The organism is Pseudomonas deceptionensis, assembly GCF_900106095.1.
GTDB classification, from domain to species: domain Bacteria; phylum Pseudomonadota; class Gammaproteobacteria; order Pseudomonadales; family Pseudomonadaceae; genus Aquipseudomonas; species Aquipseudomonas deceptionensis.
In genome coordinates, this window is the sequence record NZ_FNUD01000002.1 from 1,023,673 (window position 1) to 1,038,501 (window position 14,829).

Sequence of the window (14,829 nt, forward strand, 5' to 3'; positions counted from 1 at the left end):
ATAAAGACGCTGGAATTGATTGCGGTATTCGTAAACCCACAACAATCGCACCTCTGTAGGGCGAGCAAGCCCGCCCCTCAGAGACCCTTCACAGACTAAACGTGTGCAGGTGGCGGCTCTTTGTTCTCCTTGATCTTGTACGAGGCCACATACAGCGCAGGCAGGAACAGCAGCGTGAGCAAGGTGGCCGACAGAATGCCGCCAATCATGGCGTAAGCCATTGGCCCCCAGAACACGTCACGGGCAATAGGGATCATGCCCAGGCTGGCCGCCGCAGCGGTGAGCAGGATCGGTCGGCGACGGTGCTGGGTGGCTTGCATCACGGCGTGCCACGGGTCATATCCGTCGCGCTCGTACTGGTCGATCTGGGTCACCAGAATCACCGAGTTACGCACGATGATGCCCACCAGCGCCAAAATCCCCAGAATCGCCACAAAGCCCATCGGCGTTCCGGTGGGCACCAGCGCCAGCACCACGCCGATCAGCCCCAGCGGCGCGACACTCACCACCAGGAACATCTTCTTCACGCTTTGTAGCTGGATCATCAGGAAGGTGGCCATCAAGAACAGCATCAACGGCACTACCTTGGCGATCGGGCCCTGGGCCTTGGCGCTTTGCTCCACCGTACCGCCGGTTTGCAAGGTGTAGCCCTGGGGCAGGCTTTCGGCGAATTTGTCGATGTCAGGCTTGAGTTGCGCCACCAGGTCGGTCGGTTGCATTGAGCCACGCACCGAGGCCTTGAGGGTCAGGGTGGGGATCCGGTCTCGGCTCCATATCAACGGTTGCTCCAGCTCGTAGCGCACTGTGGCAAAGGCCAGTAACGGAATCGAGGTGCCGCTCGGGGTGCTGATCTGCAGGTTGAGCAGGGTTTCGGGTGTGCCGCGCTCACTGCTGTTGGCCCGCCCGACGATGTTGACCAGGTAGATGTTGTCCTTGACCTGGCTGATGGCGGCCCCGCTGACGATGCTGTTCATCACATGGGCCACGTCTTCGGACGACAGCCCGAACTGGCGGGCCTTGTCCTGGGCAATGTCGATGCGCAGAACCTTGCCGGGTTCGTTCCAGTTGAAGATGGTTTCGCCGACGTTGGGATTGGCGTCGAGCACTGTGGCCAGGTCGATCGAATACTTGCGCACCAGATCGATATTTTTGCCGCTGACCCGGTACTGCAACGGTTGCCCCACCGGAGGCCCCAGTTCCAGGGTATGGACGAAGCTGCCGACCCCCACAAACTCTTCGCGCAGACGCTTGTTGAGACGCTCCATCAAGGCGTCGCGGCTATCAAGTCCGGTACTGACGATGACCAGTTGGGCGTAGAAGGGGTTTTGCAGTTGCTGGTCCAGCGGCAGGTAGAAGCGGATCGCGCCTTCGCCGATGTACGAGCTCCAGCGCACGATATCCGGGTCGCCCTTGAGTGACTCTTCAAACCGCTGGGTAACTTTGAGGGTTTCCTGAATTGAAGCGTTTTGCGGCAGGTTCAGGTCCACCAGAATCTCGGGGCGGTCGGATGCCGGGAAAAACTGGTTCTGCACCAGCCCCATGCCGAACACCGACAGCACAAACATCAGCACCGTGGCGCCGATGGTCCACCAGCGATTACGCATGCACCACAGCAGGGCGGTGTTGAAAGCCCGGGCCAGACGCCCGGGTTCTTCAGACTTGGGTTTAACCTTGGCACTCAGGATATGCACACCCAGCACCGGTGCGAACAGTACCGCCACCACCCACGACACCAGCATCGCCACGGCAATCACCGCGAACAGGGTGAAGGTGTATTCCCCTGCCGAACTGTTGTTGAGCCCGATGGGGACAAAACCTGCCACCGTCACCAGGGTACCGGTCAGCATCGGGAAAGCCGTGGAGTGATAGGCAAAGGTGGCGGCCTGCTCCTTGGTTTCCCCCAGCTCCAGGCGCGTGATCATCATCTCCACCGTGATCATCGCGTCGTCCACCAGCAGGCCCAGTGCGATGATCAGCGCACCCAGCGACACCCGTTGCATGGCAATGCCGGTGAACTCCATAAACACGAACACCAGCGCCAGCACCAGCGGGATCGAGATCGCCACCACCAAACCGGCTCGCAGGCCCAGGCTGATGAAACTCACCGCCAGCACGATCACTACGGCTTCAAACAGCGCGCTGGTGAAGCCGCTCACAGCTTCTTCAACCACCTGCGCCTGATCGGACACCATGTGTACGCCCACCCCCACCGGCAACTGGGCGGTCAGTTCATCAATGCGTTCTTGCAGTTGTTTGCCGAACTCCTGAATGTTGCCGCCATCAATCATGGCGATCGCCAGACCAATGGCTGGCTTGCCGTTGTAATGAAACATGGGGGCAGCCGGGTCGACGTAGCCCCGGGTAATGTCGGCGATGTCGGCCAGGCGGTAAAAACGGTCGTTGACCCGCAGGTTCACGACGGCCAGGTCTTCAACACTGTGGAACTGCCCCGACGTGCGCACCGACATGCGTTCCGGGCCAGCTTCGATGACCCCCGCGGGGGTAACGGCGTTCTGCGCTTGCAGGCTTTCAAGGATTTGCTGCTGATCAAGGCCCAGCGCTGCCAGCTTGCGGGTCGAAAAATCCAGGTAGAAAGTTTCGTCCTGCTCGCCAATGGTCATTACTTTGCCGCGATTGGGTACATCGCGAATGCCGGTGCGAACCTGCTCCACGTAATCGCGCAGTTGGCGCATGGTGAAACCGTCGCCGGTGAAGGCGAAGATGGTGCCGTAGACATCACCGAACTCATCGTCGAACCCCGGGCCTTGAATGCCCTGGGGGAAATCGCCGCGAATGTCGCCGATTTTCTTGCGCACCTCATACCAGATATTCGGGATGGCATCGGCCTTGGTGGTGTCCTTGAGGAACACAAATACCGTGGACTCGCCAGGGCGGGTATAGCTTTGCACGTAGTCGAGGGAATCCAGCTCTTCGAGCTTTTTCTCGATGCGGTCGGTGATTTGCAGCCGGGTTTCATCGACCGTGGCGCCGGGCCATCTGGTCTGGATGACCATGGTTTTGATGGCGAAGGACGGGTCCTCTGCGCGCCCCAGATTGATGTACGAGAAAATCCCGGCCACCACCGCTACAAACATCAAATACCAGACGAATGACTGATGCTTCAGGGCCCACTCGGACAGGTTGAACTTCCCATTCATTGCGAGCTTTCCTTATCGAGTCTGACTTTCTGCCCTGGAGTGAGGCTGTGCACGCCTGCACTGACCACCATGTCGCCGGCTTTTATGCCGCCTGATAACAACACGCTTTTTGTAGTGCGCCGCAGAACCGTGATGTCACGGGGGCTGACGGTTTGGGTTGCTGTGTCGATGATCCATACGCGGGGGGGGCCGTCGGTTTCTTGAATGGCTGTCAGTGGCAGCTGAAAGTGCTCGGCGGTCGGGCTGCTGACGGTCACGCTGACCGAACTGCCAAGTCGAAACGCCGCCGGGGTCGAGTCCAGTGTCAGGCGGGTACGCCGTGTGCGGGTTGCACTGTCGGCCTGTGGAGCGATTTCGCGGATATGGGCGCTGGTGTTGATGTTCGGGTCGAGCTGACCGGCGACGCGGAACTCGATGCCTTTGGGCAAGGCCTCGGCCAGCGGTCCCGGCAGGTCGATCACCGCCTCTTTGATTTCAGGTCGTGCCAGGGTGACGACTTCCTGGCCGATGCTCACCACTTGCCCGGCTTCGGCCTGCCATTGAGTGATCACGGCGTCATGGTCGGCGCGCAGGTTGCAGTAACTGAGCTGATCCTGGGCCTGATTAACCGCCGCCTGTGCCTGTTGCATCGAGGCCTGGGTGGTCTTGAGGTCGGCTTGTGCCGTGTCCAGTTGAGCCTGGGCGCCCACACCACGGTCGAACAGCTCTTGCTGGCGGCGGGCGTTGGCTTTGGCGTTGATCAGTTGGGCTTGCACCTTGGCCAGATCGCCCTGTGCCGAACGCAACTGATTTTGCTGATCGGTGGGGTCGAGGTTAGCCAGAATGTCGCCCTGTTTGACCACCGTTCCCACGTCGTAATACCGGCGCACGATGCGCCCCGGAACACGAAAGCCCAAGGTGCTCTCGTAGCGGGCTTCGATATTGCCGGCAAAGCGTCCCAGATCTTGAGCAAGCTCTGGTCGTGCCACCACATACAGTGCCGGTCGAATGGGTTCTGGCGGCTGTTTTTCAGAGCATCCCACCAGCATGGCGGCGGCCAACGGCATCACCCACAAACGCCTCATAGTTGAACTCCTTGGGCCGGAGTGGGGACGATTTCAACCTTCATGCCGGGGTGTAACAATTGCCCGCCTGCGACCACGACTTTTTCTCCATCCTTGAGACCTTCGCTGACAATCACGCTGCCGGTCAGGTAGCGCCCGACCTTGACCCGCTGCAGGCGCACGTTGTTTTGTTCGTCGGCGATCCATACCGCGGGTTCGCTGATGTCCTTGGTCAAAGCCGACCACGGCAACTCAATGCTGGGACTGGGGGGCGGGGTCAGGTTGACGCTGACAATCGAGCCCAGGTCCATGCCTTTGGGCAATGCATCCAGTTGCACCTTTATTTGCAGCGTGCCGCTTTGTGCCGCCACGGTGGGGGTTATTTCGCGGATCTGGCCGTTGACCTTGATCGCCGGATTACTCAATAGCGTGACCTGGACCGTGGGGTCTTTGGGCGGTTCGATAAACAGCGATTCATACACGTTGAAAACCGCATCCCTTGCACCATCGCGAGCCAGGGTGAAAATCGGCATGGTGGCCTGCACCACTTGGCCTACCTCGGCCTGGCGTGCGGTGATGATGCCGGGTGCTTCGGCTTCCAGGTTGCTGTAGCTCAGTTGTTCGCGCGCGTTGGCCAGCTGTGCCTGCGCGGCATCCAAGGCACTTTTTGCACTCAGTTGGGCGGCGTTGGCGGCGTCGTATTCGCTTTGGCTGGTGTAGCCTTTTGGCAGCAGTTTTTGCTGGCGAATAAACGCAGCACGGGTTTGCACCACTTGCGCCTGTTGCGCATCGACACTGGCCCGGGCGGTCTCGACCTGAATCTTCAGGTCCTTGGGGTCGAGGCGGGCGAGCACATGATGGGCCTGGATGTGGTCCCCCACATCCACCGTGCGCTCGATAATCTTGCCACCTACGCGAAATGACAGCTGGGTTTCGACCCGGGCCTGAATATCACCGCTGAGTTGAATGGGCGCAGCGAACGCTCGAGTGCTCACCTGCTGCACATACACCCTGGGGGACAAAGGCTCCTTCGGACCCTCTTTGCCGCACGCGGTCAGAAGCACCAAAAGGCTCAAGCCCAAAATACCTGTGTTTCGTGGACCAGCCATGCAAGCTCCTTTGCGTGACGCTGATTTAACATCCGGATACGGTTGATAGCGTAGAACAGGGTTTACCGTCTGTGGGACTCTATTGCCGCCGCTGCTACGGTTCCTTTTCAAGCTACGAGGTTATCCATGCTCACCACCCTGGCTGTGGCCAACTATCGCTCCATCAACCAGTTGGTAGTGCCCTTGGCCAGACTTAACCTGATCACGGGGCCCAATGGTAGCGGCAAATCGAATCTCTACCGTGCCCTGCGGTTATTGGCCGAAACCGCCCAGGGCGGCGTGGTGAATGCATTGGCCCGGGAAGGCGGGCTGAGCTCGACTTTCTGGGCGGGACCTGAGGTGATCTCCCGGCGCATGAAGTTGGGCGAAGTCGATGTACATGCCAGCGTGCGTCAAGAAACCAAGCGCCTGCGTCTTGGTTTTGCCGGGGAAGATTTCAGCTACGCCATCGCCCTGGGCTTGCCGATACCCGGACGGACGCAGTTCAACCTCGACCCGCAGATCAAGCACGAAAGCATCTGGGCGGGTCCTTTTTACCGACCGGCCAGTGAATTGGTCGAGCGTAAAGGCCCTATGGTTCGCGCGCGTGATGGCCGTAACTGGCAGGTGTTGGCACAGCACACGCCGCTGTTCGACAGTCTGTTCGATCAGGTTGGCAGCTTGCAGGCCTCCCCCGAAGTGTTGCAGTTGCGCGAGTCCATCCGTGGCTGGCGCTTTTACGATCACTTTCGCACCGACCCCCAAGCGCCTGCGCGCCAACCGCAACTGGGTACACGCACGCCGGTACTGCATCACGACGGCCGTGACTTGGCAGCTGCGTTGCAAACCATCATCGAGGTCGGCAACCCCGAAGCCTTGCATGCCGCGATCAGCGATGCATTCCCTGGCGCCGGGTTGAAAATCGAGTGCGTGCCCGGCGGGCATTTTTATATCGAGTTTTATCAAGAGGGGTTGTTGCGCCCGTTATCTGCCGCCGAGCTGTCGGACGGTACCTTGCGCTACCTGTTGCTGGTTGCAGCCCTGCTCACACCGCGCCCGCCCAGCATGATGGTGCTCAACGAGCCCGAGACCAGCCTGCATCCTGACCTGCTGCCCGCGCTGGCACGGTTGATCATCAGCGCCTCGCAACACACTCAGGTATGGGTCGTGTCCCATGCCCGGCGGCTGATTGCTGCGTTGCAGCAGGATGCGGACTGCAACTGCATCGTGCTGGAAAAAAACCTTGGACAGACTGATGTGGTTGGCCAGCGCTTGCTGGACCAGCCCGCCTGGCATTGGCCGGACAAATAAAAACGCCGACGCTTTAATAGCCGTCGGCGTTTTCAGTGGGGCGGGCGTTGTTTAGAACGCTGGCAGCACCGCGCCTTTGTATTTCTCAGCGATGAAGGCTTTCACTTCAGGGCTGGTCAGGGCTTTGGCCAGCTTCTGGATGGCAGGGCTGTCCTTGTTGTCAGGGCGAGCCACCAGGAAGTTCACGTAAGGCGAATCTGCGCCTTCAATAATCAGTGCGTCGGTGGCCGGGTTCAGGCCTGCTTCCAGCGCGTAGTTGGTGTTGATCATGTCCAGGTCAACCTGATCCAGCACTCGCGGCAGCATTGCCGATTCAAGCTCTTTGAACTTGAAGTTGTGCGGGTTCTTGGCAATGTCTTTTGGGGTAGAGACAGCGTTGGTTGGGTCTTTGAGTTCGATCAGACCGGCTTTCTGCAGCAGGATCAGTGCACGGCCGCTGTTGCTGCCTTCGTTAGGGATGGCGATGGTTGCACCGTCCTTGAGCTCAGACAGGCTTTTGACTTTTTTCGAGTAGCCGCCGAACGGTTCTACGTGAACCCCGATCACGGTCACCAGGTTGGTGCCTTTGCCTTTGTTGAAGCTTTCGAGGTACGGCAGGGTCTGGAAGTAGTTGGCGTCCAGACGCTTCTGATCGACCTGCACGTTCGGTTGCACGTAGTCGGTGAACACTTTGATTTCCAGATCCACGCCTTCTTTGGCGAGGGCCGGCTTGATCAACTCAAGGATTTCGGCGTGCGGAACCGGGGTTGCAGCCACGACCAGTTTCTCGCCAGCCTGTGCCAGGCCTGCAGTCAAAGCAGCCGCCAATGCGGTAAACAACAGAACCTTTTTCATGCAATACCCTTAAGTGTGTGCCCGTTCATGCGACGGTTTTATTGGAAGACGAAACAGACAATACCGAGTTTCTTTATTCCCGAATAATAATATTTATTCAGCTTCTTATGCCTTTTTGTTCACTTGAGTTAATTGAGCCAAACCTGTAGCCGCTGTGCTCCTCAGCGGCTACAAATTGTGTGAATCAAAGCAACTGCTTAATCGCCGCCAACTCCTGTTCTGTCGCCCCCTTGATAAACAACTCAATCTGGCTCAGGGCGTCGGGCAGGTTCAAGTGCTCGGGCAGGATCTCTTCGCCGGTGCTCACCAGCAACGCAAAATGAATCACGTTCTCCAGCTCCCGGGTATTGCCCGGCCAGCTGTGGCGTTCCAGTACCCGTTGCGCGCTGTCGCTGATAAATGGCACCGGGAGGTTCAGGCGCTGGCTGTAAATGCCCAAAAAATATTCAGCCAGCGACAAGATATCCCCAGGCCGTTCGCGTAACGCGGGCAAATCCAGGCGCCCTTCGCTGAGGTAGTGATACAGCCGCTCGTGGAATTTTCCGGCGCTCACGGCCTGCGCCAGATCGATACTGGTGGCCGCTACCAGCCGCACATCCACCGGGCTCGGTTGATGGGCGCCCACACGGGTGACTTCGTGAGTTTCCAGGGCGGCCAACAACTTGGTCTGGATCGCCAGGGGCAAATCGCCTATTTCGTCCAGGTACAAGGTGCCGCCATTGGCCGAACCAAACCAGCCGGCGCGGCTGCTGGCCGAACTGCTGTGAGCCCCGGCGGCATAGCCGAACAACTCGGCGTCGGCGTAGGTGGGGCTGATCGCCCCGCAGTTGACGGACACAAACAGGCCGGAGCGGTCGCTGGCGCGGTGAATATGCCGGGCCAGCAGCTCTTTGCCGCTGCCGGTTTCGCCGCGAATCAGCACCGGCAATGCACGGGGTGCCAACAGCTCAAGGTCGTTGCGCAGCTTGCGCGAACGAGGGTCGACAAACACCAGCGCCTTGGCGCGAATGCTCAGCGGGCTTTTTTCAGCGTCGGGAAAGGTCAGCAAGGGCTGGCCAAAGGTTTCATGCAGGCTCATGGCAGGCTCCCGCCCGCCGCCTAAAGGTGGGCGCGGGCGTTACAGAAATTCATGCGCGGCGCAGGGCGCCATGTTCGATACGGGTTTGCAGGCGGTACAAAAAGGCGAAGCCTTGCTCCCAGCGTTGATGACCGGACTTGACGTTTATATGCCCGGCACCGCTGATGATGCCGACCTCGGCGCCCCACTGGCGGGCGAATTCCATGGCCCGCGGTGCGCTGACGGCCGCATCGTTGTCCGAGCTGACAATCTGGCTCGGGAACGGCAATGGCCGGGTCGGGATCGGTGCAAAGTTGCGCAAGGCGGGCGCACACGCCGGGCGTTCGACATCGGCCGGGGCCACCAGCAACGCGCCGCGCACTTGGCGCAACAGGCTTTCTGGCGCACGCTCGGCCCAATGGGCTACGGTAATGCAACCCAGGCTGTGGGCGATCAGAATCACAGGTGTGCTGTCGGCGACAATGGCTTCGGCCAGGGCTGCGATCCAGTCTTCGCAGCGTGGTGTCAGCCAGTCGGCCTGCTCCACCCGGGCACTGTTCGGCAAGCTGTTTTGCCAGTGGGTTTGCCAATGATCGTCGGACGAACCTTGCCAGCCCGGCACTATCAAATAGCGAATCGAATCGTTGCCCATGGGTGTGCGCCTCCAGCGGTATGTGTGTTACCGAGTCAGTATAGGGACGGTTTTTAGATTCACTAAGGAATAAGAAGCTATTTGGTTATAACTAAAAAGTAATTTCTGAGGATTCAGAGCATGAAAAGCCTGGTCGATCATCTGAGCCAATACGCCGCCTATCACCGTGACCGCCGCAACATTGTCAGCCACTTCATCGGCATCCCCTTGATTGTGATCGCCGTGGCGACGTTGCTCTCGCGGCCACAGTGGGCAGGGATCTCACCGGCGGTGCTGGTGATGCTGGCGAGCGCGGCATTTTATCTGCGCCTTGAGCTGCGCCTGGGGTTGTTGATGACGGTGCTGCTGGGGTTGAGCGTGTGGCTGGGGCACACGCTGGCGGCGTTGAGCACGGCCGCCTGGCTGGGTTGGGGTGTTGGTTTATTTGTGGTGGGCTGGGTGTTCCAGTTTGTGGGGCATTACTACGAGGGGCGCAAACCTGCGTTTATCGATGATGTGACCGGGCTGATCGTAGGGCCGCTGTTTGTGGTGGTGGAGCTGGGGTTTTTGTTGGGCTGGCGCGGGGATTTGCGCCGGGCGATGGAGGGGCGGATTGCCTAGGGTCTGGAAATCGCTGTGGGAGCGAGCCTGCTCGCGATTCAGACGGTGCGGTTTGCCTGAACGACCGCGCTGATGCCTTCGCCAGCAGGCTGACTCCCACAAGGGGTGTATCAGCTCATTTTCTGAACGCTTGATGCAGCTTTTGTGGTGGTGGAGCTGGGGTTTTTGCTGGGCTGGCGCGGGGATTTGCGCCGGGCGATGGAGGGGCGGATTGCCTAGGGTCTGGAAATCGCTGTGGGAGCGAGCCTGCTCGCGATTCAGACGGTGCGGTTTGCCTGAACGACCGCGCTGATGCCTTCGCCAGCAGGCTGACTCCCACAAGGGATGTGTCAGCTCATTTTCTGAACGCCTGATGCAGCTGCGCCAGCGTTTCAAAGTGGTACTTGGGATTAAACGAGTTCAGCTCTTCAAAGCTGCCAAACCCGTAACCCACGGCTGCCGCGTCCATACCGTTGTCGCGGGCACCGATCAGGTCGTGTTTGCGATCGCCGATCATCAGGGTCTGTGCCGGGTCCAGCCCTTGTTCGTTCATCAAGTGAGCAATCAGCTCGACCTTGTTGGTGCGGGTACCGTCCAGTTCGCTGCCGTAGATCACTTTGAAGTGCTTGGCGAAATCAAAATGGCGGGCGATTTCACGGGCATAGATGTGCGGCTTGGACGTCGCGATAAACAGTTGGCGACCCTGCCCCACCAGCTCTTCGAGCAGCGGTGTCACGCCTTCGAATACGTGGTTTTCATACAGCCCGGTCACGGCAAAACGCTCGCGGTAAAACCCCATCGCTTCCCAGGCTTTCGCCTCGTCAAAGCCATAGGTGGCCATGAACTGTTGCAGCAATGGCGGGCCGATAAAGTGCTCAAGTTGGGTCAGGTCGGGCTCGTCGATGCCCAGTTTGCTCAGGCCAAACTGGATCGAACGGGTGATGCCTTCGCGCGGGTCGGTCAGGGTGCCGTCGAGGTCGAACAATACGTTTTGGTAATGCATGAAAGGCTTCCTGGAAAATGAGCTTAAACCGGCAGGTGATAGCCTTCGGCCAAATGCTGGTCTTTGAGTTTTACGTAATTGCCGGCGCTGTAGGTGAAAAAGGCTTTTTCTTTTTCGCTCAGCTCACGCACTTGTTTGACCGGGCTGCCCACATACAGAAAGCCGCTGGCCAGACGTTTCCCCGGTGGCACCAGGCTGCCCGCGCCGACGATCACGTCGTCTTCAATGACCGCGCCGTCCATCACGATACTGCCCATGCCGATCAGGATGCGGCTGCCGACGGTACAGCCATGCAACATGACTTTGTGGGCGATGGTCACGTCGTCGCCGATCAACAGCGGGAAACCTTCGGGGTTGAAGGGGCCGGCGTGGGTGATGTGCAGCACGCAGCCGTCTTGCACGCTGGTGCGCGCACCGATGCGGATGCGGTGCATGTCGCCGCGAATCACGGTCAGTGGCCAGATCGAACTGTCGGCGCCGATCTCGACGTCGCCGATCACCACCGCCGAGCGGTCAACAAAGGCGCGCTCACCCAGGGTCGGTGTGTGTTGCTGGAACGGACGAATGGACACCTATAGCTTCCTTCTTTAGCAGTAATAGGGCGTTGCAGTGCTGCGGTTAGCGGCGATTGTAATTAAGATGGCCCAATGTTTCTTTAAGCCAAGGTGCCAACGTGAGCGAGAACAACCCTCTTTTGCAGCCCTACGACCTGCCGCCGTTCTCGGCGATCCGTCCTGAGCACGTACAGCCGGCCATCGAGCAGATCCTCGCCGACAACCGCGCCGGCATTCAAGCGATCCTCAAGGACCAGGGCCAGAACCCGACATGGGCCGGCCTGGTGTTGGCGATGGATGAGCTGAACGATCGACTGGGCGCGGCCTGGAGCCCGGTCAGCCACCTCAATGCCGTGTGCAACAGCAGCGAACTGCGCGAAGCCTACGAGGCTTGCCTGCCTGCATTGAGCGCCTACTCAACCGAGATGGGCCAGAACCGCGAACTGTTTCAGGCCTTCGAAGCTCTGGCCCACAGCCCGCAAGTGGCTGACTTCGACCAGGCACAAAAAACCATTCTTGAGCATTCGCTGCGTGACTTCCGTTTGTCGGGTATTGACCTGCCGCCAGCGGAGCAAAAGCGTTATGCCGAAGTGCAGAGCAAGCTCTCGGAGCTGGGCAGCAAGTTCTCCAACCAGCTGCTGGACGCAACCCAGGCCTGGACCAAACACATCACCGACGAAGCCATGCTGGCAGGCCTGACCGAATCGGCCAAGGCGCAAATGGCTGCTGCGGCCCAGGCCAAGGATCTGGACGGCTGGCTGATCAGCCTGGAGTTCCCGAGCTACTTCCCGGTCATGACCTACGCCCAAGATCGCGCCTTGCGCGAAGAAGTCTACGCCGCGTACTGCACCCGCGCCTCGGACCAGGGCCCGAATGCCGGCAAGTTCGACAACGGCCCGGTCATGGAAGAAATTCTCGACCTGCGTCAGGAACTGGCCAGGTTGTTGGGCTTTGGCAGCTTTGCTGAACTGAGCCTGGCCACCAAAATGGCCGAAACCCCGGATCAGGTACTCACCTTCCTGCGCGATCTGGCCAAGCGCAGCAAACCATTTGCTGCACGCGACCTGGAACAGCTGCAAGCCTACGCCGCCGAGCAAGGCACCCCGGAACTGAAAAGCTGGGATACAGGTTTCTTCGGCGAGAAGCTGCGTGAACAGCGCTACAGCGTGTCGCAAGAAGCACTGCGCGCTTACTTCCCGATCGACAAAGTGCTGGGCGGCCTGTTTGCCATTGTGCAGAAGTTGTACGGGATCGAAATCGCCGAAATCAAAGGCTTCGATACTTGGCACCCGGACGTACGCCTGTTCGAAATCAAGGAAAACGGCCAGCACATCGGGCGCTTCTTCTTTGACCTCTATGCCCGCGCCAACAAACGTGGCGGTGCGTGGATGGACGGCGCCCGCGATCGTCGTCGCACGGCAGCCGGCACCTTGCAAAGCCCGGTGGCCAACCTGGTGTGTAACTTCACCCCGGCCGTTTCAGGCAAGCCTGCGCTGCTGACCCACGACGAAGTCACCACCCTGTTCCACGAATTCGGCCACGGCCTGCACCACATGCTGACCGAGATCGAACACGCAGGCGTGTCCGGCATCAACGGCGTGGCCTGGGATGCGGTCGAGTTGCCGAGCCAGTTCATGGAAAACTGGTGCTGGGAGCCTGAAGGCCTGGCGCTGATTTCCAGCCACTACGAAACCGGCGAAGCACTGCCAAAAGACCTGCTGGACAAGATGCTCGCGGCCAAGAATTTCCAGTCCGGGCTGATGATGGTTCGTCAGCTGGAGTTCTCGCTGTTCGACTTCGAACTGCACGCCACCCACGGTGACGGTCGCAGCGTGGCGCAGGTGCTGGACGGCATCCGCGACGAGGTGTCGGTCATGCGTCCACCGGCTTACAACCGCTTCCCCAACAGCTTTGCGCATATTTTTGCGGGCGGCTACGCGGCGGGTTACTACAGCTACAAATGGGCTGAGGTGTTGTCGGCCGATGCGTTCTCGCGCTTTGAAGAAGAAGGCGTGTTCAACCCGCAAACCGGCAAGGCATTCCGCCAGGCCATTCTGGCCCGCGGTGGTTCATTGGCACCGATGGAGTTGTTCAAGGATTTCCGAGGCCGTGAGCCGTCGATTGACGCGCTGTTGCGTCACAGCGGCCTGACCGAGGAATCGGCAGCATGAGTGATGCACCTGTGAAAGTGACCAAAAAACGCTTTATCGCCGGGGCTGTCTGCCCGGCGTGCAGCGAGCCTGACAAGTTGATGATGTGGAACGAAGACGAAGTGCCGCACCGCGAGTGCGTGGCCTGCGGTTATTCGGATACGTTGAATGAGCAAGGGCTGTCGGTGCCCAAGGAATTGGGTACGCGGGTGAATATCTCGGCGCTGAAAAAAACACCGGACCCTAAAGTGCAGGCGGTGCAGTTTTTTCCTAATCCGAAGCTGAAAAAGCCCTGAGGATCAAAAGCCCCTCACCCTCTCCCGGAGGGAGAGGGGACTGATTCGTGGGGCCATCTAAATCTGCTTCTGCCTTTAGCTCCCTCTCCCTTTGGGAGAGGGTTGGGGTGAGGGTGCTTTTTAGGCTTTTTGCCACACCTTCGGCTTGAAGAACAATGTTTCGCCCCGCGCCAGATCGGTCAGGCTGTCATGGTCCTTGACCACTTCAACCTCGATCAGCTCGCTTTGACCTTCAACCTTCAATGTCACCCGGGTGGTCGCACCCAATGGGCGGATGTCGCGTACCTGTGCGGCATGGTGGTCTTCGAGTTCGTGACGTGACAACGACACTTCGTGCGGACGGAATAGCACGTGCTGGTCTTCGCCGATGTGCAGGCGGTTGGAGTCACCCAGGAAGTGGTAAACAAAATCGCTGGCCGGGTTTTCATAAACCTCGCCCGGTGAGCCGATCTGCTCGATCACGCCTTTGTTCATCACCACGATGCGGTCGGCGACTTCCATCGCTTCTTCCTGGTCGTGAGTCACGAATACCGAGGTCAGGTTAATGTCTTCGTGCAGGCGCGCCAACCAGCGACGCAGCTCTTTACGTACCTTGGCATCCAGCGCGCCGAAGGGTTCGTCCAGCAACAGCACTTTAGGTTCTACCGCCAGCGCGCGGGCCAGCGCGATTCGCTGGCGCTGACCGCCGGAGAGCTGCTCGGGGTAGCGATCCGACAACCAGTCCAGTTGCACCATGTTCAGCAGTTCGTGGACTTTTTCGGCGATGCGGGTTTCGCTCGGGCGTTCTTTTTTCGGCTTCATGCGCAGGCCGAAGGCGACGTTGTCGAACACCGTCATGTGGCGGAACAGCGCGTAATGCTGGAACACGAAACCGACGTTGCGATCGCGCACGTCGTGGCCCGAGACGTCTTCACCGTGGAACACGATGTTGCCTTCGTCCGGGGTTTCCAGGCCTGCGATGATGCGCAGCAAGGTGGTTTTGCCGCAGCCCGAAGGCCCGAGCAGGGCCACCAGTTCGCCGCTGTGAATATCCAGGTTGATGCTGTTCAGCGCCTTGAAGGCGTTGAAGTTCTTGCTGACATTACGGACTTCGATCGACATGGT

General features: G+C 59.4%; 13 protein-coding genes. 4 read left to right on the plus strand and 9 right to left on the minus strand.

What is annotated here, in order from left to right; all coding sequences use genetic code 11:
• Nucleotides 1-95: 95 nt before the first annotated feature.
• The 3 genes from BLW11_RS04485 to BLW11_RS04495 are packed head-to-tail and all read right to left on the minus strand — an operon-like array spanning nt 96 to nt 5,310.
• Nucleotides 96-3,158 carry an efflux RND transporter permease subunit gene (locus BLW11_RS04485; protein WP_048361427.1) on the minus strand — a complete coding sequence of 1,021 codons (3,063 nt, stop codon included), beginning with the start codon at nt 3,156-3,158 and terminating at the stop codon, nt 96-98.
• Nucleotides 3,155-4,222 (minus strand): efflux RND transporter periplasmic adaptor subunit, encoded by a 1,068-nt coding sequence (locus BLW11_RS04490; protein ID WP_048361426.1) that lies wholly within the window; start codon nt 4,220-4,222, stop codon nt 3,155-3,157. Before BLW11_RS04490 ends, BLW11_RS04485 begins: the two co-directional genes overlap by 4 nt.
• Nucleotides 4,219-5,310, minus strand: a complete 1,092-nt coding sequence (locus tag BLW11_RS04495) for an efflux RND transporter periplasmic adaptor subunit (protein WP_048361425.1) — start codon at nt 5,308-5,310, stop codon at nt 4,219-4,221. Before BLW11_RS04495 ends, BLW11_RS04490 begins: the two co-directional genes overlap by 4 nt.
• A 126-nt stretch (nt 5,311-5,436) precedes the next feature.
• Here BLW11_RS04495 and BLW11_RS04500 point away from each other — a divergent pair, with 126 nt between their 5' ends.
• Nucleotides 5,437-6,600 (plus strand): AAA family ATPase, encoded by a 1,164-nt coding sequence (locus BLW11_RS04500; protein ID WP_048361424.1) that lies wholly within the window; start codon nt 5,437-5,439, stop codon nt 6,598-6,600.
• A 51-nt stretch (nt 6,601-6,651) separates the two neighbouring features.
• On the opposite strand, the gene BLW11_RS04505 is transcribed toward BLW11_RS04500, so the two are convergent.
• From BLW11_RS04505 to BLW11_RS04515, 3 genes are all read right to left on the minus strand, one after another.
• Entirely contained in the window at nt 6,652-7,434 is a 783-nt protein-coding gene (locus BLW11_RS04505) for a MetQ/NlpA family ABC transporter substrate-binding protein (protein ID WP_048361423.1), read from the minus strand.
• A gap of 184 nt (nt 7,435-7,618) precedes the next feature.
• Nucleotides 7,619-8,512, minus strand: a complete 894-nt coding sequence (locus BLW11_RS04510) for a sigma 54-interacting transcriptional regulator (RefSeq protein ID WP_048361422.1) — start codon at nt 8,510-8,512, stop codon at nt 7,619-7,621.
• Between the two features lie 49 nt (nt 8,513-8,561).
• Nucleotides 8,562-9,143, minus strand: coding sequence for an alpha/beta hydrolase (locus BLW11_RS04515; protein ID WP_048361421.1), 582 nt, complete (start codon nt 9,141-9,143; stop codon nt 8,562-8,564).
• 120 nt (nt 9,144-9,263) lie between these two features.
• On the opposite strand from BLW11_RS04515, the gene BLW11_RS04520 reads away from it, so the two are divergent.
• The gene (locus BLW11_RS04520; RefSeq protein ID WP_048361420.1) at nt 9,264-9,743 is read left to right on the plus strand and encodes an Mpo1 family 2-hydroxy fatty acid dioxygenase; all 480 of its coding nucleotides are present in this window, start codon (nt 9,264-9,266) and stop codon (nt 9,741-9,743) included.
• A gap of 334 nt (nt 9,744-10,077) precedes the next feature.
• Here BLW11_RS04520 and BLW11_RS04525 read toward each other — a convergent pair whose 3' ends face one another.
• Nucleotides 10,078-10,725: an HAD family hydrolase gene (locus BLW11_RS04525; RefSeq protein WP_048361419.1), complete on the minus strand. Its 648-nt coding sequence runs from the start codon at nt 10,723-10,725 to the stop codon at nt 10,078-10,080.
• 23 nt (nt 10,726-10,748) lie between these two features.
• Nucleotides 10,749-11,297, minus strand: coding sequence for a gamma carbonic anhydrase family protein (locus tag BLW11_RS04530; protein WP_048361418.1), 549 nt, complete (start codon nt 11,295-11,297; stop codon nt 10,749-10,751).
• 101 nt (nt 11,298-11,398) lie between these two features.
• Between BLW11_RS04530 and prlC the strand changes: the two genes are divergently transcribed.
• Complete coding sequence (gene prlC / locus BLW11_RS04535; protein WP_048361417.1) at nt 11,399-13,450, plus strand: oligopeptidase A; 2,052 nt, start codon at nt 11,399-11,401, stop codon at nt 13,448-13,450.
• Nucleotides 13,447-13,725: a YheV family putative zinc ribbon protein gene (locus tag BLW11_RS04540; protein ID WP_048361416.1), complete on the plus strand. Its 279-nt coding sequence runs from the start codon at nt 13,447-13,449 to the stop codon at nt 13,723-13,725. The genes prlC and BLW11_RS04540 overlap by 4 nt, the downstream gene beginning before the upstream one ends.
• 120 nt (nt 13,726-13,845) lie before the next feature.
• Here the strand turns inward: BLW11_RS04540 and BLW11_RS04545 are convergent, their stop codons facing one another.
• On the minus strand, nt 13,846-14,826 hold the full coding sequence (locus tag BLW11_RS04545; RefSeq protein WP_016782648.1) for a sulfate/molybdate ABC transporter ATP-binding protein: 981 nt from the start codon (nt 14,824-14,826) through the stop codon (nt 13,846-13,848).
• Nucleotides 14,827-14,829 lie beyond the last annotated feature (3 nt).

Bases quoted from the DNA above. Each gene is read 5' to 3' on its own strand.
- BLW11_RS04495 (WP_048361425.1), bottom strand. From the start codon at position 5,310: ATGGCTGGTCCACGAAACACAGGTATTTTGGGCTTGAGCCTTTTGGTG.
- BLW11_RS04500 (WP_048361424.1), top strand. From the start codon at position 5,437: ATGCTCACCACCCTGGCTGTGGCCAACTATCGCTCCATCAACCAGTTG.
- BLW11_RS04490 (WP_048361426.1), bottom strand. From the start codon at position 4,222: ATGAGGCGTTTGTGGGTGATGCCGTTGGCCGCCGCCATGCTGGTGGGA.
- BLW11_RS04505 (WP_048361423.1), bottom strand. From the start codon at position 7,434: ATGAAAAAGGTTCTGTTGTTTACCGCATTGGCGGCTGCTTTGACTGCA.
- BLW11_RS04520 (WP_048361420.1), top strand. From the start codon at position 9,264: ATGAAAAGCCTGGTCGATCATCTGAGCCAATACGCCGCCTATCACCGT.
- BLW11_RS04545 (WP_016782648.1), bottom strand. From the start codon at position 14,826: ATGTCGATCGAAGTCCGTAATGTCAGCAAGAACTTCAACGCCTTCAAG.
- BLW11_RS04485 (WP_048361427.1), bottom strand. From the start codon at position 3,158: ATGAATGGGAAGTTCAACCTGTCCGAGTGGGCCCTGAAGCATCAGTCA.
- BLW11_RS04540 (WP_048361416.1), top strand. From the start codon at position 13,447: ATGAGTGATGCACCTGTGAAAGTGACCAAAAAACGCTTTATCGCCGGG.
- BLW11_RS04515 (WP_048361421.1), bottom strand. From the start codon at position 9,143: ATGGGCAACGATTCGATTCGCTATTTGATAGTGCCGGGCTGGCAAGGT.
- BLW11_RS04510 (WP_048361422.1), bottom strand. From the start codon at position 8,512: ATGAGCCTGCATGAAACCTTTGGCCAGCCCTTGCTGACCTTTCCCGAC.
- BLW11_RS04525 (WP_048361419.1), bottom strand. From the start codon at position 10,725: ATGCATTACCAAAACGTATTGTTCGACCTCGACGGCACCCTGACCGAC.